Below are 25222 nucleotides of genomic sequence, written 5' to 3' on the forward strand. Positions count from 1 at the left end.
GTGCAGGCACCGCTGTCCGTGGGCCCTGCCGTCGTCAGTCCGTGAGGGCGGCCGGGCGGGGGCGGACCGGGCGCTGGAAGTACAGGGCCGTCACGATGCCCGCCACCAGGCCGCACAGGTGGCCCTGCCAGCTGACGCCCGAGTCCGTCGGGAGGATGCCGGAGACGATCGTGGTCCCCCAGACGGCGGCGACGCCCACGGCCACCGCGATGCCCAGCGCCTTGCGCTCGACGAAGCCCCGTACGAGCAGGTAGCCGAAGAGGCCGAAGACGATGCCGGAGGCACCCAGCGTCATGGTGCCGGACGGGGATATCAGCCAGGTGCCGAGGCCGTCCGCCAGCAGGATCAGGCCGCACACCGCGAGGAACCGGCGGATCCCGGACAGGGCGGCTATGAAGCCGAGGACCAGCAGCGGGACGCTGTTGGAGGCGACGTGGTCGAAGCCGAAGTGGAGGAAGGCCGCGGAGACGATGCCGGTGAGGCTGTCGGGGTCGCGGGCGAGGATGCCGTACTGGTCGAGGGCGTGGCCGGTGGCGTGGTCGAGGGCCTCCAGCACCCACAGCAGGGCCACCCAGCCCAGCATCAGCTTGGCCGCCGTCCTGGCCCGGTCGGTCTGTGTCCGGCCGGTATCCACCGTCGTGCTCATCTTCGCCCCCTTCGTGGCTCCCCTCACGGGAACGTGCGGTCACCTTACTGAGTGCCCTCCGGGCGTGGCCGGATAGTCTCGGAGGTATGACAGAGCGCAATCGCACCCCGTGGGTGGTCGGGGTTTCCGGAGCGTCCGGGACGCCGTACGCGGCGGCGGTGCTCCGCGGCCTGCTCGCCGCGGGGGAGAGCGTCGACCTGGTCGTGAGCCGGGCCTCGCGCCTCACCCTGCTGGACGAGACCGGCATCGCCTTCCGTGACGCGCACTGGCGCGAGGACCTCGCGGAGTGGCTGGCACGCGGAGCCGACGGCAAGCCGGGGACCTTCGAGGGCCTGACGGCCGACGCGGACGTACGGTACTGGGGTGCCGGGGACCTGGCCGCCGGCCCGAGTTCGGGCTCGTACCCGGCCAAGGGGATGCTCATCGTCCCGGCGTCCACCGCCTGCGTGGCGGGGGTGGCGCTCGGGCTGTCGAAGGACCTGCTCCAGCGCGTGGCGAGCGTGACGCTCAAGGAGCGGCGCCGGCTGGTGGTCGCGGTGCGGGAGACCCCGCTGAACGGGCAGACGCTGAAGCATCTCGTGGCGCTGGACGAGGCGGGCGCGGTCGTGCTGCCCGCCTCTCCGGCGTTCTACGCGGGTGCGACGCACATCCAGGATCTGGTGGATTTCGTCGCGGGGCGGGTGCTGGACGCGGCAGGGGTGCCGCACCGGCTGTACCGCCGTTGGGAGGGGGAGCTGGGAGGCTCCCGCTCTCCCCAGGGGTCGAACGGTGGTGAGCAGGCCGGTGACTAGGCCTTCTTGCGGCCCAGCGGCTTGCGGGCCCTGTCGACGCGGGCGGCCGCGGCGGGCTGGTGGGCTCGGGATCGGTTGGCCAGCTCCTGGAGCTGTCGCATGTGTGCGTGCGCCATCTCGATCGTGAACACGGTGTACCACTCCTGAAGATCGTTATTGATCTGCTGAAAGAAATCGCAGGGCGTTGACCCTGCATGCCTTAGATTCTATACCTAGACTTGCAGTATCGCCGAATAATGGAAGGCTCCACGTAATGGACACGGTGGACAGGCAGCTCATCCAGGCACTCCGGGAGAACGGTCGCGCCTCATACGCCGAGCTGGGCCGTCTCGTGGGCCTCTCCGGCCCCAGCGTCACCGACCGCATCAACCGCCTGGAGACGGCCGGCGTCATCACCGGCTACCGCGCGACGGTCGACTCCGCCTCGCTCGGCCTCGGGGTCACCGCGCTGATCGGCATCTCCCTCTCCGACGCCGCCGACCACGAGGACGTGGCCCGGCGGCTGCGCGACCTCGCGGAGATCGAGGACTGCTGGTTCATCGCCGGCGACGACTCCTACATGCTGAAGGTGCGCGCCAGCGACGTGGACGGGCTGGAGAAGATCATCCGCAAGCTCTCCGGAACCAAGGGCGTCTCGCGCACCCGTACCACCATCGTGCTCTCCACGAAGTGGGAGAACCGGGTCGGCGAGCTGCCCGAGGAAGCCTGAGAGTACGGTTGGTCAGGGTTCGCAGGACAGGCAAGAGGGATCTAGAGGAGGCGACCGGTACATGGACGCTGGGCTCAAGCGTGAGCTGGAGGAGAAGGTCCGCTCCGGCGAGCGGCTGACCCGTGAGGACGGCATCGCCCTCTACGAGTCGGACGACCTGGCCTGGCTCGGTGGCCTCGCCCACGAGGTGCGCACGCGCAAGAACGGTGACGTCGTTCACTTCAACGTCAACCGCCACCTCAACATGACGAACGTGTGCACCGCGTCGTGCGCGTACTGCTCGTTCCAGCGCAAGCCGGGCGAGAAGGACGCGTACACGATGCGCATCGAGGAGGCCGTGCGCCTGGCCAAGGCCATGGAGAACGACAACCTCACCGAGCTGCACATCGTCAACGGCCTGCACCCGAACCTGCCGTGGCGCTACTACCCGCGCTCGCTGTCGGAGCTGAAGAAGGCCCTGCCGAACGTCTCGCTGAAGGCGTTCACCGCCACCGAGATCCACCACTTCGAGACGATCTCGGGCATGTCGGCCTCCGACATCCTCGACGAGCTGATCGAGGCCGGCCTGGAGTCGCTCACGGGCGGCGGCGCGGAGATCTTCGACTGGGAGGTCCGCCAGCACATCGTCGACCACCGCACCCACTGGGAGGACTGGTCGCGCATCCACCGTCTCGCGCACTCGAAGGGCCTCAAGACCCCCTCGACGATGCTGTACGGGCACATCGAGGAGCCGCGCCACCGCGTGGACCACGTGCTGCGGCTGCGCGAGCTCCAGGACGAGACCGGCGGCTTCCAGGTCTTCATCCCGCTGCGCTACCAGCACGACTTCGTGGACATGCAGGACGGCAAGGTGCGCAACAAGCTCCAGGCGCGCACCACCATGGCCACCGGCGCCGAGGCGCTGAAGACCTTTGCCGTCTCGCGACTGCTCTTCGACAACGTGCCGCACGTCAAGGTCTTCTGGGTGATGCACGGCGTGCAGACCGCCCAGCTCGCCCTTCAGCACGGTGCGGACGACATGGACGGCTCGGTCGTCGAGTACAAGATCACTCACGACGCGGACAACTACGGCACCCCGAACAAGCTGGGTCGTGAGGACCTGCTGGAGCTGATCCGGGAGGCCGGCTTCCGCCCGGTCGAGCGCAACACGCGCTACGAGATCATCCGCGAGTACCCCGGCCCGGACGCGGACCTGCGCGAGACCCCGCAGGCGATGCGCGTCTGACCCGCGTCGGCCCGCACCGCAGCCGCTTCGGGCGAGTTGACCCCGGCCCACGGGCCGGGGTTCGGCTTTGCCCGGACGGGCCGCAGAGGTAATAGTTAGGCTTGTTAAGTGACTCTTACTTTCACCCTGGATCCGGTCGTCGGACCCTCCCTGCGTGAGGGAATCGTCGAGCTCTGGACGGACGTCTCCAACGCGGGAGGCGCCGTGGGCTTCGTACCGCCGGTCACCCGTGACGACGTCCGCCCCCCGCTCGACGAGCACCTCGCCGGCGTCGCCGACGGGCGCTGCCGACTGCTCGTCGGGTACGACGGGGGCGGCGCGGTCGCCGCGACCGCCTTCCTCACCCACAACACGCACCGGCTCCAGCGGCACTGGCTGTGGGCCTACACGGTGATGGTCCATCCGCGCCACCAGGGCAAGGGCCTCGGGCGCTTCCTCATGGCCGCGACCGAAGCCGCGGCGCGCTCGATCGAGGGCATCGACGCCATCCGCCTCACCTGCCGCGGTGGCACCGGCCTGGAGCACTTCTACTCCTCCTGCGGCTACAAGGAGGTCGGCCGCGTCCCCGGCGCCATCCGCGTGGCCCCGGGTGACGACCGCGACGACATCGTGATGCTGCTCCCGCTCCACTGATCCGCCGGCGGCGGCCGTACGGGCGTACGCACCCCGGCGGGCCGCGGCCGGGCCCCGGCGTGCTTCACTGGACGGGCACCGTGCGACGCACGACTGACGACCACGACGAGAGAGAAGGGGTCACCGTGTCCCTCAAGCCGAGCGCAACGATCCGCTACACCGCGATGCGCCTGGGCATCTTCGTCGGCTGCCTCGCCGTCGTCGCGCTCCTCGTCCGCTTCGGCCTGGTCCCCGCCGGACTCGGCGACGCCAACGGCGCCTGGGTCGTGCTGCTCGCCCTGGTGCTCTCCGCCCCGCTCTCCTTCGTCCTCCTGCGCAAGCAGCGCGACGAGATGTCCACGCAGATCTCCGGGCGCGTCGCGGGTGCCAAGCAGAAGCTCGCCGACAACCGCAGCCAGGAGGACCAGGCGGACGACGCGGCGCGCGTGGGGTCGTAACGCTCCAGTTGGCTTCATCACACACCGAACCGCCCCAGCACCGGGTACATCGCCCGCAGCGCTGGGGCGGTGGTGTTTTCCGGACCCGTGCAAGAGGGGCCCGTGCGCCGCTGTCTCAAAGGGCCCCTTTGAGAATCTCAAAGGAGAAGTGTTAGCGTGTGGAACATGTTGACCACAGCTGCGCACCCGATGATCACGAGCGTCCCGCTCGTGACGCGCCTGCATGTCGACCTCTGCCGCCGCGCGTCCGCGGCCTGTTGCTGTTGAGCTGAATCGATACAGCAGCCGTCCCGGCCGGCCCTTCCTGGCTGCTGCCGCACCGCAACACCACGCAGAACCCCCCCCTCACTTCGTGCGCCACCTCCGGAGAGTGTCCGTGTCCGCGACCCCACAGGCCCCTGCCAAGGCCTCGTTCAAGTTCCCCTTCTGGGCCCAGATCGTCGCCGGTCTCGCCCTCGGTGTCCTCTTCGGCTGGATAGCCCGCAGCCAGGACATCAGCTGGCTCGGCACCACGCTGGAGAAGACCGGCGACATCTTCGTCCAGCTGCTCAAGCTGGCCATCGCCCCGCTCGTCTTCTTCGCGATCCTGGTGTCGATCACCAACCTGCGGAAGGTCAACAACGCGGCGCGCCTCGCGTCCCGCACCCTCCTCTGGTTCATGATCACCTCGCTGATCGCGGTCGGCATCGGCATCGGCATCGGCCTGCTGACCGACCCCGGCTCGGGCACCGGCCTCACCGCCGCCGACGGCAAGGAGCCGAAGAAGACGGGCTCCTGGATCGACTTCCTGACCGGCATCGTCCCGACGGACATCGTCACGCCGTTCACCGAGCTGAAGGTCCTTCAGATCGTCTTCCTGGCCGTCGTCGCCGGCATCGCCGCGCTCCAGCTCGGCGCCAAGGCCAAGCCGGTCCTCGACCTCGCCGAGTCCGCCCTGGAGCTCCTCCAGAAGGCCCTCTGGTGGGTCATCCGCCTCGCCCCGATCGGCACCATCGGCCTGATCGGCACCGCGATCGCCACGTACGGCTGGGACCTGATCGGCAAGTACGCCACCTTCACCGCCGACGTCTACATCGGCTGCGCCCTGGTGATGTTCGGCGTCTACCCGCTGCTGCTCGCGACGGTCGCCAAGGTCAGCCCGATCCAGTTCTTCAAGGGCGCCTGGCCCGCCATCCAGCTGGCCTTCGTCTCCCGCTCCTCCGTCGGCACCATGCCGGTCACCCAGAAGGTCACCGAACGCCTCGGTGTCCCGAAGGAGTACGCCTCCTTCGCCGTCCCGTTCGGCGCCACCACCAAGATGGACGGCTGCGCCGCGATCTACCCGGCGCTCGCCGCGATCTTCATCGCGCAGATCTTCGACGTGCAGCTGGGCATCAAGGAGTACCTGCTCATCGTCTTCGTGTCGGTCATCGGCTCCGCCGCGACGGCCGGCCTGACGGGCGCCACCGTCATGCTGACGCTGACCCTCTCCACCCTGGGCCTCCCGCTCGCCGGCGTCGGCCTGCTGCTCGCGATCGACCCGATCCTGGACATGATCCGCACGGCCACGAACGTCGCCGGTCAGGCCCTGGTCCCGGTCATCGTCTCGGCCCGCGAGGGGATCCTGGACAAGGAGGCCTACGCCAACGCCTCGGCCTCCCCGCTGGACGAGCCCGCCGCCCCGGCCGTCACCCCGGCCGCGCCGCAGCCGGCCGCCGCGACCGCCTGAGCCGCCCGCCCTTCCCGCTCGCCGCAGCCCCCGCCCCCGTCCGGGCGGGGGCTGCGGCGTTCCCGTCCCGGGGCGTCAGACCGTGGTGGCGCGGAAGTAGGCGGTCGTCGCGATCAGGACCGGGGCGGCGAACCACCAGCGGCCCATCGTGCGGCGGTAGAGCGGGGTGATGGTGATCAGCAGGCCCAGCAGGCACAGGAAGACCGAGAAGCCGCCCATGAACCGGGCGTCGTCGCGCAGCTGGTCGTACGGCGAGGCCGGGCGCATGGCCAGGGCGAGGAAGCAGGAGTACACCGCGGGGACGTAGAGCACGACGAGCGGTATGCCCAGCACCCAGCGCAGGCAGCCGCGGTCCTCGGGCAGGTCGATGTCCTCGCGGGGCAGCCTCAGCCGAGCGTCTCGATACGGACCCACGCGATCACCCCCAGGACGATCGGCGGCGCGAACCACCACGGGCCCAGTGCCCTGCGGACCGGCGGGACGAGCGTGATCAGGACCCCGAGCAGGCTCAGGCAGAGGGCGAGGAAGACGGCCGCCGCCGTGCCCTCGTACCCCTGGTGGTCCCACGCGGCCTGCGGGCCGCGGAACACGGCCGCGTAGACGAACACGCCGTTCAGGGCGTGCACGAGGCCGAGGGGGAGCCCGAACGCCCAGCGCACCCATCGACGGTCCCCCGGCGGGACGGCGGTCCCGCTGCCGTCTGTCATCGCATCGCGTCCTTCACCTTGCCGAGAGAGTCGCCGAAATCGTCGCCGTAGTCCTGGGCCTTGCCCGACTGCCAGTACGGGCCGCCGTTGTAGCGGGCGGCGATCTCCCGCATCTGGGCCTGCGTCAGCTGCTCGGCGGGCACGTCGGCGTACCCCGCCTCGGCCTTGAGCCGGGCGAGGTGCCCCGCCGCGATGAACGCATTCTGCCGGGGGTCCTGCAGGGACTCCTCCACCAGGTCCCGCTGGGCGTCCGTGAGGTGCGCCGGGTCGTAGCCGAGCACCTCGGCGCCCCGGCGCAGCTGGATCGCGATCGGCCCGAAGGAGGTCTCGTCGGGCGCCCCGCCCAGCCGCCAGGGCAGGTCCCGCGGTGCGACCGGGCTCAGCGGAGAGGCGGCCGCGCCGCGCACGGTGTCGGTGAGGTCGTCGGTGACCCCGTACTGGCCGCCGATCTCCTTCCAGGCGATGCCCGCGACGAGTTCCTCGGGCAGTCCGCAGTGCCCGGCGGCGGCCCGCAGGACCTCCTTGTTGTGGGATATCCAGCGGGCCCGCTCCTCGTCGTCGCCCGGCGGGTCCCAGTAGCTGTCGTCCGCCTGCGGCAGGGACGAGATCCGCATCCGGATGTCACGCAGCGCGGGTGACATCGCGGCGTCGCCGGGCGGCGGCGCCGTCTCCCGCTTGGGGCCGCTGCCGGGCAGGTGGGTCAACGGGGAGGAGGCGGCCTCCGCCGCCTCCCGGCGGATGTCCGCCATCGCCGCGTACAGGTCGGGCCGTGCACCGGCGCCGCCCGGCACCTTGAACTCGGGCAGCAGCTCGTACGCCTGCTTCAGCGCGTGGACGCACGTGGCGCGGGCCTCCTCCTCGACCGTCCTCGCGAGGTGGAAGCTGCCGCCGGCCGCGTCGTGGAGCAGGTCCGCCTCCTCCCGGATGTCGTCGACGTCCAGGGTGGCCTCGGCCAGGAGGTCGAGGAAACCGGTCGTGGCGCGCATGTCCTCCCACTGGCGCATGGGCTCCGCCGCCCGCGCGGCCTCGGTGACGGCCGTGCCCTTGGTGGCGATGAGCGCGGCGAGGGCCCGCTCGGTGTGCCTGGCGTTGCGGTAGTGGGACTTGGCCGTGGTGACGGCGGCGGCATAGGCGTTCAGGGCGCTGGCGGCCCGGTCGTACCCCTCGGCCATCCGGGCCACGAGCAGCCGCGCCTCGGTGAGGCGCGCGGTGTACGTGTGGCTGCCTTCGCTCTCCCACTCGGTACGGGTCTCCGCACGCCGGGCCGGCTCCTCGACCTGCACGAGGAGGTCGCGCAGACGGCGGAACTCGGCGGCGTTCCGCTCGATGAGCGGCGGATTGCACTCTTCCAGGAAGGCGACGTCCTCGCGGTGGCTGAGCCCGCTGCTCACTTGCACTCCGGCGGTACGTACTGCCCCGAGGCGAGGAGGCCGGAGAGGAAGGACCGGGCGGTGTCGTCGTCCACCCCGGCGAAGCCCGTGCCGGCGGTCTTCAGGCGGGTGGCGAGGCCGGCGAAGAGGGCGACGGTGTCCTTGAACTGGTCGTCGGCGAACACGGCGAAGCGGAGGGTCTGCGCGGCCACGTCGGCATGGGCGCGCGGGGCGCGGGCCATGGTGCTCGCGTCCCCGTCGGGACGGCCCTCGTGGAGGAGCGCGGCGATCTCGATCAGGAGGTTCGCGTTGCCGTTGATGGAGGAAGCCGTGGCCACGAGCGTCCCGGCCGCGTCGGGCGCGGGTACCGGTGCCTGCGCAGGTGTCGGTGCCGATCGGGCGAGGGCTTTGTGCTCCGCCCATTCCGCATCGAACGACATCCATCCCCCGCATAGTTGGCGACCGTTCATCGAGAGACGCGGGAGAGGAACCCCCGGTTCCGTCAACCTCCGGACGCGTGTGCGACGAACCCTTCCCAGGCGTGGCGGCCGAATGCCAGGTGGGCGCGCGCGGTGTCCTTGGAGTCGCGGACCAGGACCGCGCCGGGGGTGGCGGCCACGTCGACGCAGGAGTCGCCTTCGCTGCCGTCGCTGTAGCTGCTCTTGAACCAGTTGAGCTCGCGGTTGTCGGTCATTCTGTTCCTGCCCAGGTGTCGTCAGGCGTCGGGTGTGTGGGCGAGGAACCCGGCCCATGCGGGGCGCCCGAAGGCCAGCTGGGCGCGCTCGATGTCCTTGGAGTCGCGAACCAGAACTCCGTCGGGGGTGGCGGCCACTTCGACGCAGTCGTTGATGTCGCTGCTGTCGCTGTAGCTGCTCTTGAACCAATCGAGCTCAGCCATGTGGATCACGTTTCTCCCAGCAGTGTCTCGATGAAGGCCAGCGACTCCCGGGGCGAGAGAGCCTGTGCCCGGATCGTGCCATAGCGCAGGTCGAGGATCTGCAAATGCTTGGGGTCGGTGACCGGCCGCCCGTAGAAGATGCCCTCCGAGCGCCCCACTGCCGTTCCGTCCCCGAACTTCAGCACCTGGATCCGGCCTCCCATTCCAGCCTTCCTGGACGAAACTGAGGGCCGGTCCCGGTGCCCGTTCGAAGATCGACTGTCGAGCCAGACGTGCCGCCACCCCTCGTTCCACCTGTTCCGATGACTGCGGGGGCTGCGCCATCTCGAACAGCGCGCGGGCGTAGTCCTCGGTCTGCAACAGGCCATGGATGTTGTGGTTACCGTACGAGCCGATCTCGACGGCCCTCGCCTCCAGCTTCGCAAGGTCCCGCACCTTCTTCGGGTAGCGGACCTGCTCCAGGTCGGCCTTCATCGCGGAGATCCGGCCCGCTGCGTTCAGGACTTCGTCCGCCCTGTCCAGGTACTCGGGGCGGGGGATCCGCTTGCCCGACTCGACCTTGCGGACCTGGTCCTCTCCGTACTGGATGGCCGCCCCGAAGTCCGCGGGTCGCAGGCCGGCCGCCTCGCGCCATGCCCTGAGCTCGCGGCCCAGCGCGGCCACCACCGCCGGCGCCCTGTTCGTCCTCCGGATCGACGTCCCAGCCGGGCTCTTCCGTACCGTCACTGCTGTCCACGCTCACTGCGCGCCCACCTCCGACGAACCGATGTCCTCAGCGCCCCGTACCCGCAGGGTCGGTCCGGACAGTCGGGACGGGGCCGGACAAGCCCCGGACAAAGGCGGGACGCACGGGCGGTGCCGCTTCTCACGGTACGCACGCACGGACACGCTGAGTGACGTGATTCCTCAACTCGTCGACTTCCAGGTCCAGCTGTCCGCGACCCCGCGCGCCGCGCGTCTCGCCCGTCTCCTGACGGTCGAGCAACTGCGGGGCTGGGGCCTACCCCTGGTCGAGCTCGCGCAGGTCGTGGCCGAGCTCGCCGCCAACGCCGTGACCCACGGACGCATGCCCGGACGGGACTTCCGGCTGGCCCTCACCGCGACACCCGAGACACTGCTGATCGAGGTGACGGACGCGCGCGGCGACCGGATCCCGCGCATCCGCGACGCGGGGCTCGGACTGGTCATCGTCGAAGCGCTGGCCCACCGTTGGGGCGTCAGGGAAGGGCCGGCCCCCGGCAAGGTGGTGTGGGCGGAGGTGCCCCTGACCTGCACGGGCGCCGGGTCACGGGGGTCCGCGACCCGGCGTGCTTAGACGCATAAAGACCCAAAGAACCGGGGGAAAGAACCAACCCACCAACCAAACCCGGCCCGCATCGCTCGGTCGGGTGAAAAGTGTCAACTCGGCTGGATTTCAGGTGGGTTGGCGGGCATATGCTCGCCGCGACAACCCCAGACATGAGACGGCCCCCGGTGGGACTGGCATCCCGGCCGAGGGCCTGACCAACAAGGAAGCACTACCTTCCCAATGGCTCCCCAGTACCCTAGCGCGCCCTCGCGCGCCACGCCCCGAGTTCCCTCCGGCGCCGCCCGATCCGGTGTCATCCACGTCAACACGTGGCACGCGAGTCACTACACCGTGGTCGGCAACCACCTCCTCCAGCACCGCGAGCTGTCCGCGACGGCGATCGGCGTCGCGGCCTACATCCAGTCGCTGCCGGACGGCGCCCCCGTCGGCATCAAGGCCCTCGCCGGCCGCTTCCCGGAGGGGGAGGTGCGGATCGCCTCCGCCCTGCGGGAGCTGGAGAGGCACGGCTACCTGGAGCGGCGGCGCGAGCGGCTGGAGGGCGGGCGGGTGGTGACCCGTACGTACTCGTACAACAAGCCCGGGTCCGCCTCGGGCGGCCCGCCCCCGCCTCAGCCGCCGGATCGGGAACCCGTAACAGACCCGGACCCGGAGCCGGAGCCGACACCGGAACCGGAGGTGGCGGCGGCTCCCGAAACGCAGCCGCCGCCGCACCCCGGGGCGGCCGACCTGCTCGCAGGGCTGCGGCGGCGCGACCCGCGGCTGCTGCTGGCCGAACGCGACGTACGGCGCCTCGTGCCCTCCGTGTCGGCCTGGCTGGAGCGCGGCGTGGACCCCGAGGCCGTCGCGCGGGTCCTGTCGTCGGGCCTGCCCGAGGACATGCGGCGCCCCGCGTCCGTCCTCGCGTACCGGCTCACCGCCCTGCTCCCGCCGCACCTGCCGCCCGCTCCGGCCGCCCCGGAGGCCCGGCTGCCCGCACGGCCGGACCCTCTCCAGAACTGCGACGGCTGCGACCGCGCCTTCCGCGCCCCGACCCCGGGCCGCTGCAGAACCTGCCCACCGGTCGCCGCGTAAGGGCCGGCAGGACTGGTCGTCGCGCTATTCGACATCGGACAGCCGACGTCGGGCTTCCGAAATCCACAGCCTGTCGCCGCCGAGCGCCATGGACTCCTCGGATTCCTCGGCCACTTCCTCCAGGTAGTTCAGCCGGGCCTGCGTCAGGCTCAGGCCCCCGTTGGGTCCGCCCCGTACGAGGTGCGCGTCCGCGTCGTCCTGCCCGTCGTCCTCCCAGCCGCACTCCGGGCAGATCTCGAAGTCGGCGCGCTTCGCCAGCGTCCGCCGGAAGCAGCAGGGGCATGGGAGGAAGGCCATGGCCGACATCCTCGGTGACCCGCACACAACGACCTAGTCTGCGACGATGGAACGCTTATCGGATCCGCCCGAGCCCGCGAACGCCGCGAACACCGCCAACGACTACGACGGGTTCGCCGAGGCGTACGCGGCGGAGAACGAGACCAGCCTCGTCAACGCCCACTACGAGCGGCCCGCGATGCTGGCGCTCGCCGGGGACGTGAGCGGCCGCCGGATCCTGGACGCCGGCTGCGGCGCGGGCCCGCTGGCCGCGGCACTGCGCGACCGCGGTGCCGTCGTCACCGGCGTGGACGTCAGCGCGGCGATGCTGGCTTTGGCCGGTCGGCGGCTCGGCGAGGGCGTGGCGCTGCACCGCGTCGACCTGCGGGACCGACTGCCCTTCGCGGACGGTGCGTTCGACGACGTGATCGCGTCGCTCGTCCTGCACTACCTGGAGGACTGGGGGCCGACGCTGGCCGAACTGCGGCGCGTGCTGCGGCCCGGCGGGCGGCTGCTCGTCTCGGTGGACCACCCGTTCGTCGCCTACACCTTCCAGGAGTCCCGGCCCGACTACTTCGCGACCACCGACTACGCCTTCGAGTGGGTGATCGGCGGGCAGTCCGCCCCGATGCGGTTCTGGCGCAAGCCGCTGCACGCGATGACCGACGCCTTCACCGCCGCCGGCTTCCGCCTCTCCGTCATCGCCGAGCCCCAGCCGGACCCTGCCGCCCGCGCCCTGTTCCCCGAAGCCTTCCGGAACCTCTCCCGCAGCCCCACGTTCCTCTTCTTCGTCGTCGAGCGCGGGGTGACGGCCTAGGGAGGCGCGGGGAGGTCGGCCGGCAGCGCGGAGACGAGCAGGGAGACGGCCTCGGCCGCGTTCGCTGCTTCCTGCAGTCGGCCGTCTGCCGTTCGCACCTCGTAGCGACCGTCTCGCAGCGTTCGCGCCAGTGGCAGGCCGCCGAAGACCGGAGGGGCGGCCCTATGGCTGAAGCGGAGCCAGTAGACGCTGGTCCCCGGCGACAGCGCGCGCAGCCTCGGCTCGACGAAGGCGGCTTCGACCAGTTCCCGGAGGCTGGACCGGTCCCAGACGCCGAGTCGCTCCTGCAGCCTCAACCACCGTTCCTCGACGGTGTCGCCGAGACCGTCGACCGGGTACCACGTACTGGGATCTGGGGTGGGCAGGCTCTGCTCATGCACGCGTTCGAGTCTGCCGGACGAGGCCGGTCGACGAGATCCGACAGCGACGTCCTAGTCCTCCAGGAGGTCCAGCTCGGCGTCGGTGAAGCGGTTCGCGCACGCGTCCTCGGTGGCCGTCATCGTGGTCATGTCCAGCAATCCCGATTCGACGTGGCGGGCGTGGAGGGTCCATTCCTGCTTCTTGTACTGGGCCATGAGCATCGTGCCCTTCCCGACCGGGACCTCTTCGACCGGGCGGGACTCCTTCCAGCCGCGCTCCACGAGGCCGGCGAGGGCGTCGCGGAACCGCTTGCGCGCCTCGGCGCCGTCCTGCGCGGAGCCCGGGCCGTCGGCGGCCGACCAGCCGACGCTGCAGACCGCGATCCGTGCCACCACCTCTTCCCTGGCCCGCTCCTTGTCGGTGGCCGGCGGGTCGGCAGGGTCGGGCGTGGGCGGGGCCGTGGGTGTCGGGGACAGGGGGGTCGTCTCCCCGGGAAGGCCGGCGGCCTCGGTGGCCGCAGCAATGTCGGCCCGTACCCCCTCCTTGCCGAAGGCCGTCGGCGCGGGGGTGGGGGCGGAGGGTACGGCGGGTGCCGCCGCGCCCGGCTGCACGGCCCCGCCGCCCCCGCATCCGGCGACGAGTATCGCGCCGACGACGGCCGCCGCGGCCCAGCTGGTTGCGGTCATGGTGGTGCGCATGTGGTGTCTGTTCCTCCGTCGTCGGTCGCAGGAGTCTCGCACGGGATCGCCGCAGGTCGCGGGGCAATATCGCGCGCCGCCCAACTGGGGCCGCGGTGCGGACCGTTGGGTGAGTGAGGGTGATGGTGCTAGCTTCAATAGCACCATGTTGCTGAGGCTGAACATCGCGGACCACCGCCCCCTGCACGAGCAGGTCGCCGGAGCCGTGCGGCGGGCCATCGCCGAGGGCGAGTGCGCGCCCGGGGACCGGCTGCCGCCCGCGCGGGACCTCTCGCAGGCGCTGGGCGTCAACACCAACACCGTCCTGCGCGGCCTGCGGGCCCTGCGCGACGAGGGGTTGCTGGAGTTCCGGCGCGGGCGCGGGGTGACCGTGGCCAGTGGCGCGGACCGCCGCTCCGAACTGCTGGAGCGCGTACGCGAACTGGTGGCGGACGGGGCGCGCCTGGGCTACGGGAAGGCCGATCTCATCGAGATGATCAGGGGGGTGCCGTGAACGCCGGCAGGGGCAGGGGTTGGGGATTGGCCGGCTGGGCGGCCGGGATACCGGTGGTGCTGGTCGCGCTGCCGCTGGCGGCGCGCGGGCGGCTGCCCGACCGGATGGCCACGCACTGGGGCGGCCCGTCCGGAGCGCCCGACGGAGCCTCGTCGTTCGGGGGTGCGGTGGCCTTCCCGGTGGCGGTGTGGGCCGTACTGGTCCTGGGGGTCGCGGCGTTCGCCGCCGCCCGGACCTGGGCCGCGACCGCGCTGTTGCCCGGCGGTGTGGCCCTGGTGGGTGCGCAGACGGTGGTCGTACGGGCCAATCTGGACCAGGGGGACTGGCGCCGGGCCGACCTGCCGGACCTGTGGGTGGCGGTGGCGGTGTGCGCCGCGGTCGTGGCGGCCGCCGCGGCCGGGTGGTTCACCGACCGGCGGGCGGGGGTGCCGGGTGGCGGCCGCCCGCCGGCACGCGGCCCCGTCATGGACGTTCCCGCCGGTGAGCGGCTCGTGTGGCTCGCGCGGACGTCGAACCCGTGGCTCCACCTGACCGCAGCCGTGCTGGGCGCCGCCGCTGCCGTCGGCGCGGTCGCCGGGGCGGGCGGCCTGGTGGACGGGCCGGTGTGGTTCGTGGTGCCGCTCGCCTTCGCCGCCCTTGCCGTCCTCGCGTGCTCCTCCGTACGGGCGCGCGTCACGGGGGAGGGCCTGGAGGTCGCGTTCGGCCCGCTCGGATGGCCCGTACGGCGCTGGCCGGCGGCCGTGGTGGAGTCGGCCCGGGTCGAGGAGCGCCGGCCGGCGCAGGTCGGCGGCTGGGGCTACCGGCTCAGCGGACTCGGTACGACGGTGATGCTGCGCGCCGGCGAGTGCCTGGTCGTCCGCGCGGGCGGCAAGGACTTCGCGGTGAGCGTCGACGACGCGGCACGCGGCGCGGCCCTCCTCAATTCCCTCGCGCGGTGCGGTGGCGGCGGTGGCGGAGTGGAGCGTCGGTGAAGAAGGGCTCCGAGGGCTGGTCGGACGGGGTTTCCCCTCCGTAAATTACCGGCGGTAACACTCGTGTGAGCCGAGGAGGGCGTGCCGTGGAAGCGGAGCCGAAGCTGGTGGAGCCCGTCCGGACGGTCGTCGACGGAGTGGTGCGCGAGGTGCGGGTACCCGCGCTCGCCGCGGCCCCCGCGCACGGATCCCTCGGGGACATCCCCTTCGACAACGCCGCGCAGGCCCCGAACGAGGCCGTACTCGCCCGCAAGGAGGCCGACGGGTCCTGGCGCGACGTCACGGCCGCCGAGTTCGCGGCCGAGGTGCTCGCCGTCGCCAAGGGCCTGATCGCCGAGGGGCTGCGCGAGGGCGACCGGCTCGCCATCATGGCGCGCACGACCTACGAGTGGACCCTGCTCGACTTCGCCGGATGGGCCGCGGGGCTGGTCACCGTACCCATCTACCCCACCTCCTCCGCCCTCCAGGCCCGCTGGATCATCCAGGACTCCGGCGCCGTGGCCTGCGCCGTCGAAGACACCGCGCAGGCCCGCATCCTCAGCGCCGAGCGGATCAACCTGCCCTGGCTGGCCCACCTCTGGGAGTTCGACACGGGCGCGATCGGCCGGCTGGTGAAGGCGGGGGAGCGCATCCCCGACGCCCTCGTGCACGCCCGGCGGGGCAACCGCACCCCGGACTCCGTCGCCACCCTCATCTACACCTCCGGCACCACCGGCCAGCCCAAGGGCTGCGTCATCACCCACGCCAACTTCTTCGCCGAGGTGGACAACTCCATCGAGCTGCTCCACCCCGTCTTCAAGTCGGCCAGCAAGGACCCCGCCTCGACCCTGCTGTTCCTGCCGCTCAGCCACGTCTTCGGCCGCATGGTCGCGGTCGGCTGCCTGCGGGCCCGCGTGAAGCTCGGCCACGCGCCCAGCATCCGTACCGAGGACCTCCTCGCCGACCTCGCCGGCTTCCGCCCGACCTTCCTCCTCGCCATCCCCTACGTCCTGGAGAAGGTCTACAACACCGCCCGCGCCACCGCCGAGAAGATGGGCCGCGCATCCTCCTTCGACCGGGCCGCCCGCATCGCCCGCCGCTTCGGCGAGAGCATCGAGGGCAAGGCGCCCGGGCCGGTGCTGCGCGCCGCACGGGCGCTGTACGACCCGCTCGTCTACCGGCGCATCCGCACCGCGCTCGGCGGCCGCGTCCGCTACATCCTGAGCGGCGGATCACCGCTGGGGCGCAGGCTCGCCGCCTTCTACACCGGCGCGGGCATCGAGGTCTTCGAGGGCTACGGGCTCACGGAGACGACCGGCGCCAGCACCGTCACCCCACCGCAGCGGCCCCGGCTCGGCACGGTGGGCTGGCCGCTGCCCGGGACGGCCGTGCGGATCGCGCCCGACGGGGAAGTGCTGCTGGGCGGCCGGCACGTCTTCGCGGGCTACTGGAACAGCGGGCAGGCGCTCCCGTACGGCAGCTGGCTGGCCACCGGGGACATCGGAGAGCTCGACGCGGACGGGTACCTCACCATCACCGGCCGCAAGAAGGACCTGATCATCACCTCCGGCGGCAAGAACGTGGCCCCGGCTCCGCTGGAGGACTGGCTGCGGGCCCACCCGCTGGTCGGGCAGTGCATGGTGGTCGGCGACAACCGGCCGTACATCGCCGCGCTGATCACCCTGGAGCCGGACGGGCTCTGGCACTGGCGCCAGATGCGGAAGAAGCAGAACGTACCGATGCGCGAGCTGGTGCGGGACGAGGAGCTGCTCGCCGACCTTCAGCGGGCCGTCGACGACGCGAACCAGCTGGTGTCGCGGGCCGAGTCGATCCGGCGGTTCGCCGTCCTGCCGGGCGACTTCACCGAGGCGCGCGGGCACCTGACCCCGTCGCTGAAGCTCAAGCGGGGCGCGATCGCGCGCGACTACGCCGACCGCATCGACGAGCTGTACCGGGGGCCGCGGGAGGCGTGAGCCGCCGTGGACCGGTCGCGCCGCAGGTCGTCCGTCTGCCGATAATCCGCGACGGATCGACTTTCGTTACGCTGGTCGGCATGACAGCCATGGCACCCACCCGCACCGAACCGGACCTGTCCTTCCTCCTGGACCACACCAGTCACGTGCTGCGCACGCGGATGAGCGCGCAGCTCGCCGAGATCGGGCTCACCCCGCGGATGCACTGCGTGCTCGTGCATGCCCTGGAGGAGGAGCGCACCCAGGCGCAGCTCGCCGAGATCGGGGACATGGACAAGACCACGATGGTGGTGACGGTCGATGCGCTGGAGAAGGCCGGCCTGGCCGAGCGCCGGCCGTCCAGCACCGACCGGCGGGCGCGGATCATCGCGGTGACCGAGGCGGGGGCGAAGGTCGCGAAGGAGAGTCAGAAGATCGTCGACGGCGTCCACGCGGGCGCCCTGGACTCCCTGCCCGCCGATGAGCGCGAGCTGCTGCTCCGTGCGCTGAACCGGCTGGTCACGGGGCATCTGGAGGCCCCGGTCGAAGGGCCTCGGCCGGCTCGGAGGGCGCGCCAGAAGGGGTGAGGCCGGGAGGGGTCGAACATCTAGGTCCGTAGAAGATAGTCTGCAACAAAACTATCTGCTACGGTCTCTCCTGTTGGTTCCCGAAGACAGGAGAGACCACGTGTCCGCCACCTCCGCACCGGCAGCAGCGCCGACCGCCGACGCACCGACCGCCGACGCACCGAACGCCGGCGCACCGAACGCGATCGCACCGACCGCGCACAGCTCCCGTCGGCTCCGGCTCGCGCTCGGCGTCCTGGCGACCGGAATGCTCATGACCGTCCTCGACGGCAGCATCGTCACCGTCGCCATGCCGGCCATCCAGAGCGACCTCGGCTTCACCCCGGCCGGGCTCAGCTGGGTCGTCAACGCCTACCTCATCGCCTTCGGCTCACTGCTCCTGCTCGCCGGCCGGCTCGGCGACCTGATCGGCCGCAAGCGGATGTTCCTCGCGGGCACCGCACTCTTCACCGCCGCGTCCCTCCTGGCCGGCGCCGCCGCCTCCCCCGGGGTCCTGATCGCCGCCCGCTTCCTCCAGGGCATCGGCAGCGCGATGGCCTCCGCCGTCAGCCTCGGCATCCTCGTCACGCTCTTCACCGGGCCCCGCGAACGGGCCAGGGCCATCGCGGTGTTCAGCTTCACCGGCGCGGCCGGCGCCTCGATCGGCCAGGTCCTCGGCGGCGTCCTCACCGACGCACTCGCCTGGAACTGGATCTTCCTCATCAACCTGCCCATCGGCATCGCGGCACTCCTCGTCGCGCTCCCCGCCCTCCCCGCCGACCGCGGCCTGGGCCTGAGGGCCGGCGCCGACGCCCTCGGCGCGCTGCTCGTCACCTCCGGACTGATGCTCGGGATCTACACCGTCGTCAAGATCGACCAGTACGGACCGGCCTCGGCCCGCACGCTCGGCCTCGGCGGCCTCTCCCTCGCCCTGCTCGCCGGATTCCTCGTCCGCCAGGCCACCGCACGCACCCCGCTCATGCCCCTGCGGATCTTCCGCTCGCGCAGCGTCACCGGCGCCAACCTGGTCCAGATGCTGATGGTCGCCGCCCTCTTCTCCTTCCAGGTCCTCGTCGCGCTCTACATGCAGAACGTGCTCGGATACGGAGCCGCCCGGACCGGTCTCGCGATGCTCCCGGCCGCCGCCGTCATCGGCGTGGTCTCCCTGACCGTCTCGGCGCGCCTCAATGCCCGCTTCGGCGAACGCAGGGTCCTCCTGACCGGACTGGTCCTCCTGATCGGCGTACTCGGCCTGCTCACCCGGGTCCCCGCCGACGCCGAGCAGTCCCACTACGCCACCGACCTGCTCCCCGTGATGCTCCTCGCCGCCGGCTTCGGCCTCGCCCTGCCGGCCCTGACCTCCCTGGGCATGTCCGGCGCGAAGGCGGAGGACGCGGGCCTGGCCTCCGGGCTCTTCAACACCACCCAGCAGATCGGCATGGCCCTCGGTATCGCGGCCCTCTCCACCCTCGCCGCCTCCCGCGCCGAGTCCCTCACCACGGCCGGCCGCCCCGCCTCCGAGGCCCTGACCGGCGGCTACCACCTGGCCTTCGCGGTCGGTGCGGCCCTCCTCGTCACCGCCCTGGCCGTCGCAGCCACCGTCCTGCGCCGCCCGCCCCGGACCCCCGCGCCCTGACGCGCCGGCGTGGCCGCCCCGGGAGCACCGACGTCGGTGCTCCCGGGGCGGCCACGCCGGCCTGTCAGGCGGCGTCGGACCAGCGGCTGCGCAGCGACGCCGGCTGCGAGCGCCTGGGCCCGCCGCGGGAATCGGGTCGCATGGGGATGAGCGTGCCGGTGGCGGCGCGCTCCATGGAGTCTCCGATCGCGCCGGGCGCCACACGCAGGGCTCCCACGGCGATGGCGGCCTTGAGCAGGGCGAGACGGTGAATGCTGGTCATGACGTACTCCTTGGCGCTGCGGGGGAGCGGTGGCGGCCGGCCTGCGGAGCCGAACCTCGTACGACCATTGCGCCCCGCCGCCCCCGCCCGGTCACGCCACTGCATCTCGGGGCTTGACACCGCAGCCACCGCGCCCCTCACGACGGCGGGCCGGACCCCGCCGAAGCCCGCCCCGCCGAAGCCCGCCTCGCGCGAAGCCCCCGAGCCGCCGCCCCGCCCCCTCGCGTTATGCCCCGCTCCTCGTGGGTATCGGCCTGCACGGGAGAGGGGGCGTCGTGCGTGCTGCTGTGCGGGGGTTGGGGCGGGGGCTGGCCGGGGTCGGGGTGGTCGTGGCGCTCGGGGTGGCCGGGTGGTTGATGTGGGTGCTGCCCGGGCCGCAGATGGGGGCGGTGCTCGGCTTCGGGCCCGTCGACGGGGTCGTCTCGGTCCACCGCTGCTACGAGGCCGCCGACGCCGAGGGCTACACGACCGGTACCGACTGCACGGGCTGGTACACCCCCCGGCGGCCGGGAGAGGCGGCGCGCGAGATCGTGCTGGACACGGCCGCCGACGAGTACCGGCGGGGCACCGAGGTGGAGGTGCGGACGGCGAGGGGCCGGGCCTATGAGCTGTCGGGGACGGCCGTGTTCAACTTCGGCACGGCGGCCGGCCTGCTGCTCGTGCCGTTCCTGGCGCTCGCGGCCTGGCTGTTCGCCTGCGCGCGCAGCGGCACGGTGGAGAGCGGCGACGGCTATTTCCTCGTGTCCCTGGTCGGGCTGTTCGCCGCCGTCGTACTGGCGGCGGTGGCCGGGATCCTGGTCGGGATCGGCACCGCCGTGTTCTGACGGCGGCCCCGCCGGATGGCCGTCCGCCTTGTGGTGAGCGGCAGGCCCGCGGGGAACGGTGGGAGCGACCCGACAGCACCGCATCACGGAGGTACGCGCCGATGGCGTCCTACGAGGGGATCCTCAACTGGATCCATTGCCAGTCACCGCGCTCGAACCACAACGACCCCACGAGGCCGGAGCTGGACGTGGTCACCCTCCGGTGGGACGGCGAGCAGGTCGCGCGGCGGGACATGGGGACGGGCGAGAGCTGGACCCTGGACGTGACCCGGCCGCTGCCGGGTCCCGCGACGGTGGAGGTGGTGGTCAGGCCCAATGTGGACGGCAGTGTGGAGGACGTCATCGGCACGGTGGTGCTGAGCGAGTCCCTCGTGGGCACGGGTATCCCCGCGACGGACTTCCACGTCGCCCGCTTCGACGAGGCGGGGGCCCAGTACGAGTTGACGTACAAGGTGCGGATGGTCTCCGACCCCGTCGACGTGCCCCCTCCGGTGGTGTGAACGCTCCCCCGGGGGCCGGCCCCCGGGGGAGCTCCGGTCAGGCCTTGGCGGTCGGGCGGTAGGTGCACACGTGCACGCCCGCGGGGCTGATGGCCGTGGAGACCAGTTCGAGGGTGTGCAGGCCGCCGTCCTGCGGGAAGATCGACTTTCCGCCCCCCAGCAGCACCGGCATGATCATGAGCCGGAGTTCGTCGACGAGGCCCTCGCTCAGCAGGGTGCGCGCGAGGGTGGGGCTGCCCATCACGACCAGGTCGCCGCCGTCGCCGTCGCCGTCGCGCAGCTCGCGGATGCGGGCGACGGCCTTGCCGCCGTCGATGCGCGTGGTGTTGTTCCAGGTCAGCTCGTCGTCGCCGAGGGTGTCGGACACGACGTACTTCGGGAGGGCGTTCATCCGGTCGGCGAACGGGTCGCCGGCCCGCTCGGGCCATGCCGCGGCCATGTTCTGCCAGGTGCGGCGCCCGTACAGCAGCGCGTCTGCCTTCTCCAGGGCCTCGGTGAAGGAGCCGCCGACGACCTCCGGGTCGAAGAAGGGCTGGGTCCAGCCACCGTGGGCGAAGCCGCCGTCGTTGTCCTCGCCCTGGCCACCCGGGGCCTGCACGACGCCGTCGAGGCTGATGAATTCCGTGATGACGATGCGCATGGGGATCGTTCCTCTTCCGTCCGGGTCGGTGTGTACGGAAGTGAGGACCGGCGGGCGCCGCGAAATGTATCGGTCTCCGGCATTCCTCTTGAGTGATCCGGGTCACACGCTCGTGTGCGCGGTGTGCCGGGTTCGTGAAGCAAGCGGGGACCGGCGGGCGTTGGCGGCCGGACGGGGCGCCGGTGCGCGGGCGTTGGCTTGTTCTGTGGCTTCGAACGGACGGGATCCGGCTGGAAACAGGTTGTCATCGGGCCAATTCGGGCGGAGAGTCGAGATCGTTGTCCGTTCTGTCGCCAGAACCCGGTGAAGGCGAGACGAATGGTGCGTCACATCTGCCGGTCGGACGGCGAGTCGGGTCGGAATACCTGATAGACAGTGGATATTCACGGCCAGACCGGCCGCATACCCTTGAACGGCTCCTTGGGGGGATTGCCGCACTGTGAAGCCGCTTCACCGCCACATCGTCAACACCTCGCGCAAGGTCCTGTGCACGGCCGCGCTCGCGGCCAGCCTGACCACTGCCGCGGTCGTGTCCACTCCGTCGACCGCGGACGCGGGAGAATCCGAACCGACCCCGGACAGCCCGCAGGCCACCGACCGCGGTGACGCCCGGCTGGACCTGCCGGACATCGTCGCCGACCCGCCGCCCGCCGCGGGGACGGGCGCGCAGGAGGGCACCAGCGGCATACCCGCGACCGCCCTCGACGCCTACCACCGCGCCGAGGTCGCCGTCGCGGCTGCACTCCCCAACTGCAAGCTGCCCTGGCAGCTGCTCGCGGGCATCGGCCGGGTCGAATCCGTCCACGCCTCCGGCTACGGCCTCAAGGCGGACGGCTACACCGAGAAGCCGATCCGCGGCCCGCGCCTCGACGGCAACGGCTTCGCCGAGATCCGCGACACCGACCGGGGCGAGTTCGACGCGGACGTGGTCTACGACCGCGCCGTCGGCCCGATGCAGTTCATCCCCTCGACCTGGGCCACCTGGGGCGCCGACGGCAACGGCGACGCCAAGCGGGACCCGAACAACATCTACGACGCCGCTCTGGGCGCCGGCCTCTACCTGTGCGCGGGCGACCGGAACCTGTCCGTGGCCGCCGAGCTCGACAAGGCCATCCTCAGCTACAACAACTCCCGCGAGTACGTGAACACCGTGCTCGGCTACATGAAGCAGTACCAGCAGGGCGCGACCGAGGTGGCCAACCCGCCCGTCGGGAACTACCCGCCGGCGCAGCCGGGCACCCTGCCCACGCCCAGCCCGCAGAATCCGGTCACGCCGACGCCGGCCCCCAAGCCGACGCCGACGCCCACCCCCAAGCCGACCCCCACCCCGACGCCGACTCCGACCCCGGAGAAGCCGGCCCCGCACCTGGCCGAGCTGACGGTGCTCGACGGTCCGGGCCTCACCGCCGAGGCGGGCGCGGCCTTCACCGTGGTTCCGCGGGTCAAGCTGCTCCTCAGCGACGGCAAGCCCGCCGCGAACAAGGAAGTGATCTTCGCGGTCGAGGAGGATGCCACCGGTACCCCGGGCACCCTCTTCGGGACGGCGAAGTCCCTGGTGGTCAAGACGGGCGCCGACGGCATCGCCGCCGCGCCCGGCCTGAAGGCCGGCGCCACGGCGGGCACCTTCACCCTGCGCGCCTCGGCCTACGACACCACGAGCAGGCTCACCGTGAACTTCGCGGGCAAGGTCACGGCGCCCGCCGCCGACCTGCTCGCCCGCCCGGACGGCTCGAAGCCGATCGCGGCGGTCGCCGGTACGAGCATCAAGGGCGTCGAGGTCCGGGCCACGGCCAAGGGCAAGGCGGTCGCCGTGTCCGGTGTCCTCGCCGGACTGGGCCAGGAGAAGGACGGGAAGTGGGTGCCGGCCGACCCGGCGACCGCGAAGGGCCCGTACTTCAAGGACGAGACCGGCAAGAAGGTCTTCAGCCTCGCCCTGGCGGCGACCGGGGCCGACGGCCGGATCGTCCTGCCGGAGCTCTTCACGGACGCGGACCTCGCTCCGGGCACCTACCAGCTCCGTCTGGTGACCCCGGAGGACGTGACCCTGATCCTCGACATCGAGATCACCGCGCCGCCCGCGGCCGCCGCGAAGTGACCCCGGCCCGGGCCCACAAGGCCCGGGACCGGCCGGCCCGGCCGTACATGCGCCCTGGGGCCCCGCACCGTGCACACGGTGCGGGCCCCAGGGCGTATCCGCCCCCTTACCCGGGAGGGGAAAGGCAGGAGCCCTGCCGCTCTGCTCGCGCAGAGGTGACAGGGCTCCTTGGGTACTGCTTTTCCAACCCGCGATTGAGGTTGGCCCAGGCGACTAGGCCGGGGTGACGTTCTCCGCCTGCGGGCCCTTCGGACCCTGCGTGACGTCGAAGTTCACCGTCTGGTTCTCCTCGAGGGAGCGGAAGCCAGAGGCGTTGATCGCGGAGTAGTGGACGAAGACATCCGGGCCGCCGCCGTCCTGGGCGATGAAGCCGAAGCCCTTTTCAGCGTTGAACCACTTCACGGTTCCGGTAGCCATGAGCCCTCCTATGGGCCAAAGGGTCGCCCTGCTCCAGAACCTGCTAAGAAGTCTGAAAACTACAAAAGCCTGCGGGTCACATTCTCCGCAGGCCTCGTACTGCAAGGGAAACCAAACTGCAACTTGCGTCGAGCCTAGCACGCACCATGCGGCCGAGACCAGAGGGAAAGATCACGTCACCCGGACGTTTGAGACCCGCCTCAAGGCTGACGCAGACCGGGGGACTAGTCTCGCGATGTGGACGTCTACCGCAGCCGGCCCCGCGTCGGCCACATTCAGTTCCTGAACTGCCTGCCCCTCTACTGGGGGCTCGCCAGAACCGGCACGCTGCTGGACCTGGAGCTGACCAAGGACACCCCCGAGAAGCTCAGCCAGCGGCTCGTCGACGGGGAGCTGGACATCGCCCCGATCACCCTCGTGGAATTCCTCCGCAACGCCGACCGGCTCGTCGCCTTCCCCGACCTCGCGGTCGGCTGCGACGGCCCCGTGATGTCCTGCGTGATCGTCTCGCAGGTCCCGCTGGACCGGCTCGACGGAGCCCGCGTCGCCCTCGGCTCGACCTCCCGTACGTCCGTACGCCTGGCCCAGCTACTGCTCTCCGAGCAGTACGGCGTACGGCCCGACTACTACACCTGCCCGCCCGACCTGGGCGTGATGATGCAGGAGGCGGACGCCGCCGTACTGATCGGCGACGCCGCCCTGCGGGCCTCGCTCCACGACGCGCCCCGGCTCGGACTGACCGTCCACGACCTCGGGCACATGTGGAAGGAATGGACCGGACTGCCGTTCGTCTTCGCCGTCTGGGCCGCCCGGAAGGACTACCTCGCGCGCGAGCCCGCCGTCGTGCAGAAGGTCCACGAGGCCTTCCTCGCCTCCCGCGACCTCTCCCTCGAAGAGGTCACCAAGGTCGCCGAGCAGGCGGCGCGCTGGGAGGCCTTCGACGCGGAGCTGCTGGAGCGGTACTTCACGACGCTCGACTTCCGCTTCGGACCCGACCAGCTGGCCGGCGTACGGGAATTCGCCCGCCGAACCGGACCCACCACGGGGTATCCCGCGGACGTGTCCGTGGAGCTGCTGAGCGCGATGGTCCAGGAGTGCTGACCGGGTTTACCGCCGGGTAGATCCAAAGCGCCCGTCAGGTGAATGCCCGGTTTCCCGGGAATTCCCGCCCTTTCCGCATTTCTCCGCGGGCAGGGGGAAATGCAAAAGGGTGACGGCCGCACCCTCCCCCC

General features: G+C 71.6%; 32 protein-coding genes and 1 pseudogene. 18 read left to right on the forward strand and 15 right to left on the reverse strand.

From position 1 onward, the window contains the following. Window positions 1-34 precede the first annotated feature (34 nt). Window positions 35-646, reverse strand: a complete 612-nt coding sequence (locus tag E6U81_RS29765; protein WP_136233127.1) for a rhomboid family intramembrane serine protease — start codon at window positions 644-646, stop codon at window positions 35-37. A gap of 86 nt (window positions 647-732) precedes the next feature. Here E6U81_RS29765 and E6U81_RS29770 point away from each other — a divergent pair, with 86 nt between their 5' ends. Then, on the forward strand, window positions 733-1437 hold the full coding sequence (locus E6U81_RS29770) for a UbiX family flavin prenyltransferase (RefSeq protein ID WP_136233128.1): 705 nt from the start codon (window positions 733-735) through the stop codon (window positions 1435-1437). Here E6U81_RS29770 and E6U81_RS41780 read toward each other — a convergent pair. Then, entirely contained in the window at window positions 1434-1568 is a 135-nt protein-coding gene (locus tag E6U81_RS41780; protein ID WP_276615830.1) for a hypothetical protein, read from the reverse strand. The genes E6U81_RS29770 and E6U81_RS41780 overlap by 4 nt on opposite strands. A 122-nt stretch (window positions 1569-1690) precedes the next feature. Between E6U81_RS41780 and E6U81_RS29775 the strand changes: the two genes are divergently transcribed. The 5 genes from E6U81_RS29775 to E6U81_RS29795 all read left to right on the forward strand — a co-directional run bounded on the left by E6U81_RS29775 (window position 1691) and on the right by E6U81_RS29795 (window position 6149). Continuing rightward, entirely contained in the window at window positions 1691-2146 is a 456-nt protein-coding gene (locus E6U81_RS29775; protein WP_030026281.1) for an Lrp/AsnC family transcriptional regulator, read from the forward strand. Window positions 2147-2207: 61 nt separating this feature from the next. Beyond that, entirely contained in the window at window positions 2208-3371 is a 1164-nt protein-coding gene (gene mqnE, locus E6U81_RS29780) for an aminofutalosine synthase MqnE (protein ID WP_136233129.1), read from the forward strand. A gap of 108 nt (window positions 3372-3479) precedes the next feature. Further along, a complete protein-coding gene (locus E6U81_RS29785) occupies window positions 3480-4004 on the forward strand; it encodes a GNAT family N-acetyltransferase (protein ID WP_136233130.1) in 525 nt (174 codons plus the stop codon). A gap of 164 nt (window positions 4005-4168) precedes the next feature. After that, window positions 4169-4441 carry a DUF4229 domain-containing protein gene (locus tag E6U81_RS29790; RefSeq protein ID WP_136233178.1) on the forward strand — a complete coding sequence of 91 codons (273 nt, stop codon included), beginning with the start codon at window positions 4169-4171 and terminating at the stop codon, window positions 4439-4441. A 370-nt stretch (window positions 4442-4811) separates the two neighbouring features. Next, a complete protein-coding gene (locus E6U81_RS29795) occupies window positions 4812-6149 on the forward strand; it encodes a dicarboxylate/amino acid:cation symporter (protein WP_136233131.1) in 1338 nt (445 codons plus the stop codon). A gap of 75 nt (window positions 6150-6224) precedes the next feature. On the opposite strand, the gene E6U81_RS29800 is transcribed toward E6U81_RS29795, so the two are convergent. The 7 genes and pseudogenes from E6U81_RS29800 to E6U81_RS29830 form a co-directional block, all read right to left on the reverse strand. Continuing rightward, complete coding sequence (locus E6U81_RS29800) at window positions 6225-6563, reverse strand: hypothetical protein (RefSeq protein ID WP_136233132.1); 339 nt, start codon at window positions 6561-6563, stop codon at window positions 6225-6227. Continuing rightward, entirely contained in the window at window positions 6536-6856 is a 321-nt protein-coding gene (locus E6U81_RS29805) for a hypothetical protein (RefSeq protein ID WP_136233133.1), read from the reverse strand. The genes E6U81_RS29800 and E6U81_RS29805 overlap by 28 nt, the downstream gene beginning before the upstream one ends. Beyond that, window positions 6853-8247, reverse strand: a complete 1395-nt coding sequence (locus E6U81_RS29810) for a hypothetical protein (protein ID WP_136233134.1) — start codon at window positions 8245-8247, stop codon at window positions 6853-6855. Before E6U81_RS29810 ends, E6U81_RS29805 begins: the two co-directional genes overlap by 4 nt. Further along, window positions 8244-8666, reverse strand: a complete 423-nt coding sequence (locus E6U81_RS29815) for a hypothetical protein (RefSeq protein ID WP_240804088.1) — start codon at window positions 8664-8666, stop codon at window positions 8244-8246. The genes E6U81_RS29810 and E6U81_RS29815 overlap by 4 nt, the downstream gene beginning before the upstream one ends. A gap of 62 nt (window positions 8667-8728) precedes the next feature. Then, window positions 8729-8920, reverse strand: coding sequence for a DUF397 domain-containing protein (locus E6U81_RS29820; protein WP_136233135.1), 192 nt, complete (start codon window positions 8918-8920; stop codon window positions 8729-8731). Between the two features lie 21 nt (window positions 8921-8941). Next, on the reverse strand, window positions 8942-9124 hold the full coding sequence (locus tag E6U81_RS29825; RefSeq protein ID WP_136233136.1) for a DUF397 domain-containing protein: 183 nt from the start codon (window positions 9122-9124) through the stop codon (window positions 8942-8944). 5 nt (window positions 9125-9129) lie between these two features. After that, window positions 9130-9866: pseudogene (locus E6U81_RS29830) on the reverse strand (helix-turn-helix transcriptional regulator). Between the two features lie 156 nt (window positions 9867-10022). Here E6U81_RS29830 and E6U81_RS29835 point away from each other — a divergent pair. Both E6U81_RS29835 and E6U81_RS29840 read left to right on the forward strand, forming a co-directional pair. After that, complete coding sequence (locus tag E6U81_RS29835) at window positions 10023-10439, forward strand: ATP-binding protein (RefSeq protein ID WP_240804089.1); 417 nt, start codon at window positions 10023-10025, stop codon at window positions 10437-10439. A gap of 324 nt (window positions 10440-10763) precedes the next feature. Further along, window positions 10764-11504: a helix-turn-helix domain-containing protein gene (locus E6U81_RS29840; protein ID WP_346766184.1), complete on the forward strand. Its 741-nt coding sequence runs from the start codon at window positions 10764-10766 to the stop codon at window positions 11502-11504. A 24-nt stretch (window positions 11505-11528) separates the two neighbouring features. Here E6U81_RS29840 and E6U81_RS29845 read toward each other — a convergent pair whose 3' ends face one another. Next, the gene (locus E6U81_RS29845) at window positions 11529-11801 is read right to left on the reverse strand and encodes a CPCC family cysteine-rich protein (RefSeq protein ID WP_240804090.1); all 273 of its coding nucleotides are present in this window, start codon (window positions 11799-11801) and stop codon (window positions 11529-11531) included. A gap of 46 nt (window positions 11802-11847) precedes the next feature. On the opposite strand from E6U81_RS29845, the gene E6U81_RS29850 reads away from it, so the two are divergent. Next, complete coding sequence (locus tag E6U81_RS29850; RefSeq protein WP_136233139.1) at window positions 11848-12597, forward strand: class I SAM-dependent methyltransferase; 750 nt, start codon at window positions 11848-11850, stop codon at window positions 12595-12597. Here E6U81_RS29850 and E6U81_RS29855 read toward each other — a convergent pair. After that, a complete protein-coding gene (locus E6U81_RS29855) occupies window positions 12594-12977 on the reverse strand; it encodes a DUF6193 family natural product biosynthesis protein (RefSeq protein WP_136233140.1) in 384 nt (127 codons plus the stop codon). The genes E6U81_RS29850 and E6U81_RS29855 overlap by 4 nt on opposite strands. Before the next feature lie 51 nt (window positions 12978-13028). Then, complete coding sequence (locus E6U81_RS29860; RefSeq protein ID WP_136233141.1) at window positions 13029-13655, reverse strand: hypothetical protein; 627 nt, start codon at window positions 13653-13655, stop codon at window positions 13029-13031. Window positions 13656-13800: 145 nt separating this feature from the next. On the opposite strand from E6U81_RS29860, the gene E6U81_RS29865 reads away from it, so the two are divergent. The 5 genes from E6U81_RS29865 (at window position 13801) to E6U81_RS29885 (ending at window position 19252) form a co-directional block, all read left to right on the forward strand. Continuing rightward, entirely contained in the window at window positions 13801-14148 is a 348-nt protein-coding gene (locus E6U81_RS29865) for a GntR family transcriptional regulator (protein WP_136233142.1), read from the forward strand. A gap of 26 nt (window positions 14149-14174) precedes the next feature. After that, window positions 14175-15119 (forward strand): DUF1648 domain-containing protein, encoded by a 945-nt coding sequence (locus tag E6U81_RS29870; RefSeq protein ID WP_240804091.1) that lies wholly within the window; start codon window positions 14175-14177, stop codon window positions 15117-15119. Between the two features lie 86 nt (window positions 15120-15205). Continuing rightward, window positions 15206-17071 carry a long-chain fatty acid--CoA ligase gene (locus tag E6U81_RS29875; RefSeq protein WP_240804092.1) on the forward strand — a complete coding sequence of 622 codons (1866 nt, stop codon included), beginning with the start codon at window positions 15206-15208 and terminating at the stop codon, window positions 17069-17071. Window positions 17072-17151: 80 nt separating this feature from the next. Further along, a complete protein-coding gene (locus E6U81_RS29880; protein WP_136233144.1) occupies window positions 17152-17637 on the forward strand; it encodes a MarR family winged helix-turn-helix transcriptional regulator in 486 nt (161 codons plus the stop codon). 247 nt (window positions 17638-17884) lie between these two features. Further along, a complete protein-coding gene (locus E6U81_RS29885; protein ID WP_206310047.1) occupies window positions 17885-19252 on the forward strand; it encodes an MFS transporter in 1368 nt (455 codons plus the stop codon). A 64-nt stretch (window positions 19253-19316) separates the two neighbouring features. Here the strand turns inward: E6U81_RS29885 and E6U81_RS29890 are convergent, their stop codons facing one another. Next, on the reverse strand, window positions 19317-19514 hold the full coding sequence (locus E6U81_RS29890; RefSeq protein ID WP_136233146.1) for a hypothetical protein: 198 nt from the start codon (window positions 19512-19514) through the stop codon (window positions 19317-19319). 275 nt (window positions 19515-19789) lie between these two features. On the opposite strand from E6U81_RS29890, the gene E6U81_RS29895 reads away from it, so the two are divergent. Next, window positions 19790-20338: a hypothetical protein gene (locus tag E6U81_RS29895; RefSeq protein ID WP_136233147.1), complete on the forward strand. Its 549-nt coding sequence runs from the start codon at window positions 19790-19792 to the stop codon at window positions 20336-20338. 101 nt (window positions 20339-20439) lie between these two features. Further along, window positions 20440-20838 (forward strand): hypothetical protein, encoded by a 399-nt coding sequence (locus tag E6U81_RS29900; protein ID WP_136233148.1) that lies wholly within the window; start codon window positions 20440-20442, stop codon window positions 20836-20838. Between the two features lie 37 nt (window positions 20839-20875). Here the strand turns inward: E6U81_RS29900 and E6U81_RS29905 are convergent, their stop codons facing one another. Further along, complete coding sequence (locus E6U81_RS29905) at window positions 20876-21478, reverse strand: dihydrofolate reductase family protein (RefSeq protein ID WP_136233149.1); 603 nt, start codon at window positions 21476-21478, stop codon at window positions 20876-20878. Window positions 21479-21917: 439 nt separating this feature from the next. Here E6U81_RS29905 and E6U81_RS40095 point away from each other — a divergent pair, with 439 nt between their 5' ends. Next, window positions 21918-23573: a lytic transglycosylase domain-containing protein gene (locus tag E6U81_RS40095; protein ID WP_240804093.1), complete on the forward strand. Its 1656-nt coding sequence runs from the start codon at window positions 21918-21920 to the stop codon at window positions 23571-23573. 213 nt (window positions 23574-23786) lie between these two features. On the opposite strand, the gene E6U81_RS29915 is transcribed toward E6U81_RS40095, so the two are convergent. Beyond that, on the reverse strand, window positions 23787-23990 hold the full coding sequence (locus E6U81_RS29915; protein ID WP_030012116.1) for a cold-shock protein: 204 nt from the start codon (window positions 23988-23990) through the stop codon (window positions 23787-23789). Window positions 23991-24227: 237 nt separating this feature from the next. Here E6U81_RS29915 and E6U81_RS29920 point away from each other — a divergent pair, with 237 nt between their 5' ends. Next, complete coding sequence (locus tag E6U81_RS29920; RefSeq protein WP_136233150.1) at window positions 24228-25091, forward strand: menaquinone biosynthesis protein; 864 nt, start codon at window positions 24228-24230, stop codon at window positions 25089-25091. Window positions 25092-25222 lie beyond the last annotated feature (131 nt).

Source organism: Streptomyces sp. A0592 (assembly GCF_004795115.1).
Taxonomy (GTDB): Bacteria; Actinomycetota; Actinomycetes; order Streptomycetales; family Streptomycetaceae; genus Streptomyces; species Streptomyces erythrochromogenes.

What these genes read in the sequence shown, in the direction of transcription:
- E6U81_RS29765 (WP_136233127.1), bottom strand. Translation starts at nt 646, where the DNA reads ATGAGCACGACGGTGGATACCGGCCGGACACAGACCGACCGGGCCAGG.
- E6U81_RS29770 (WP_136233128.1), top strand. Translation starts at nt 733, where the DNA reads ATGACAGAGCGCAATCGCACCCCGTGGGTGGTCGGGGTTTCCGGAGCG.
- E6U81_RS29775 (WP_030026281.1), top strand. Translation starts at nt 1,691, where the DNA reads ATGGACACGGTGGACAGGCAGCTCATCCAGGCACTCCGGGAGAACGGT.
- mqnE (WP_136233129.1), top strand. Translation starts at nt 2,208, where the DNA reads ATGGACGCTGGGCTCAAGCGTGAGCTGGAGGAGAAGGTCCGCTCCGGC.
- E6U81_RS29790 (WP_136233178.1), top strand. Translation starts at nt 4,169, where the DNA reads ATGCGCCTGGGCATCTTCGTCGGCTGCCTCGCCGTCGTCGCGCTCCTC.
- E6U81_RS29805 (WP_136233133.1), bottom strand. Translation starts at nt 6,856, where the DNA reads ATGACAGACGGCAGCGGGACCGCCGTCCCGCCGGGGGACCGTCGATGG.
- E6U81_RS29815 (WP_240804088.1), bottom strand. Translation starts at nt 8,666, where the DNA reads ATGTCGTTCGATGCGGAATGGGCGGAGCACAAAGCCCTCGCCCGATCG.
- E6U81_RS29820 (WP_136233135.1), bottom strand. Translation starts at nt 8,920, where the DNA reads ATGACCGACAACCGCGAGCTCAACTGGTTCAAGAGCAGCTACAGCGAC.
- E6U81_RS29825 (WP_136233136.1), bottom strand. Translation starts at nt 9,124, where the DNA reads ATGGCTGAGCTCGATTGGTTCAAGAGCAGCTACAGCGACAGCAGCGAC.
- E6U81_RS29845 (WP_240804090.1), bottom strand. Translation starts at nt 11,801, where the DNA reads ATGGCCTTCCTCCCATGCCCCTGCTGCTTCCGGCGGACGCTGGCGAAG.
- E6U81_RS29850 (WP_136233139.1), top strand. Translation starts at nt 11,848, where the DNA reads ATGGAACGCTTATCGGATCCGCCCGAGCCCGCGAACGCCGCGAACACC.
- E6U81_RS29860 (WP_136233141.1), bottom strand. Translation starts at nt 13,655, where the DNA reads ATGCGCACCACCATGACCGCAACCAGCTGGGCCGCGGCGGCCGTCGTC.
- E6U81_RS29865 (WP_136233142.1), top strand. Translation starts at nt 13,801, where the DNA reads ATGTTGCTGAGGCTGAACATCGCGGACCACCGCCCCCTGCACGAGCAG.
- E6U81_RS29880 (WP_136233144.1), top strand. Translation starts at nt 17,152, where the DNA reads ATGACAGCCATGGCACCCACCCGCACCGAACCGGACCTGTCCTTCCTC.
- E6U81_RS29885 (WP_206310047.1), top strand. Translation starts at nt 17,885, where the DNA reads ATGCTCATGACCGTCCTCGACGGCAGCATCGTCACCGTCGCCATGCCG.
- E6U81_RS29890 (WP_136233146.1), bottom strand. Translation starts at nt 19,514, where the DNA reads ATGACCAGCATTCACCGTCTCGCCCTGCTCAAGGCCGCCATCGCCGTG.
- E6U81_RS29900 (WP_136233148.1), top strand. Translation starts at nt 20,440, where the DNA reads ATGGCGTCCTACGAGGGGATCCTCAACTGGATCCATTGCCAGTCACCG.
- E6U81_RS29905 (WP_136233149.1), bottom strand. Translation starts at nt 21,478, where the DNA reads ATGCGCATCGTCATCACGGAATTCATCAGCCTCGACGGCGTCGTGCAG.
- E6U81_RS29915 (WP_030012116.1), bottom strand. Translation starts at nt 23,990, where the DNA reads ATGGCTACCGGAACCGTGAAGTGGTTCAACGCTGAAAAGGGCTTCGGC.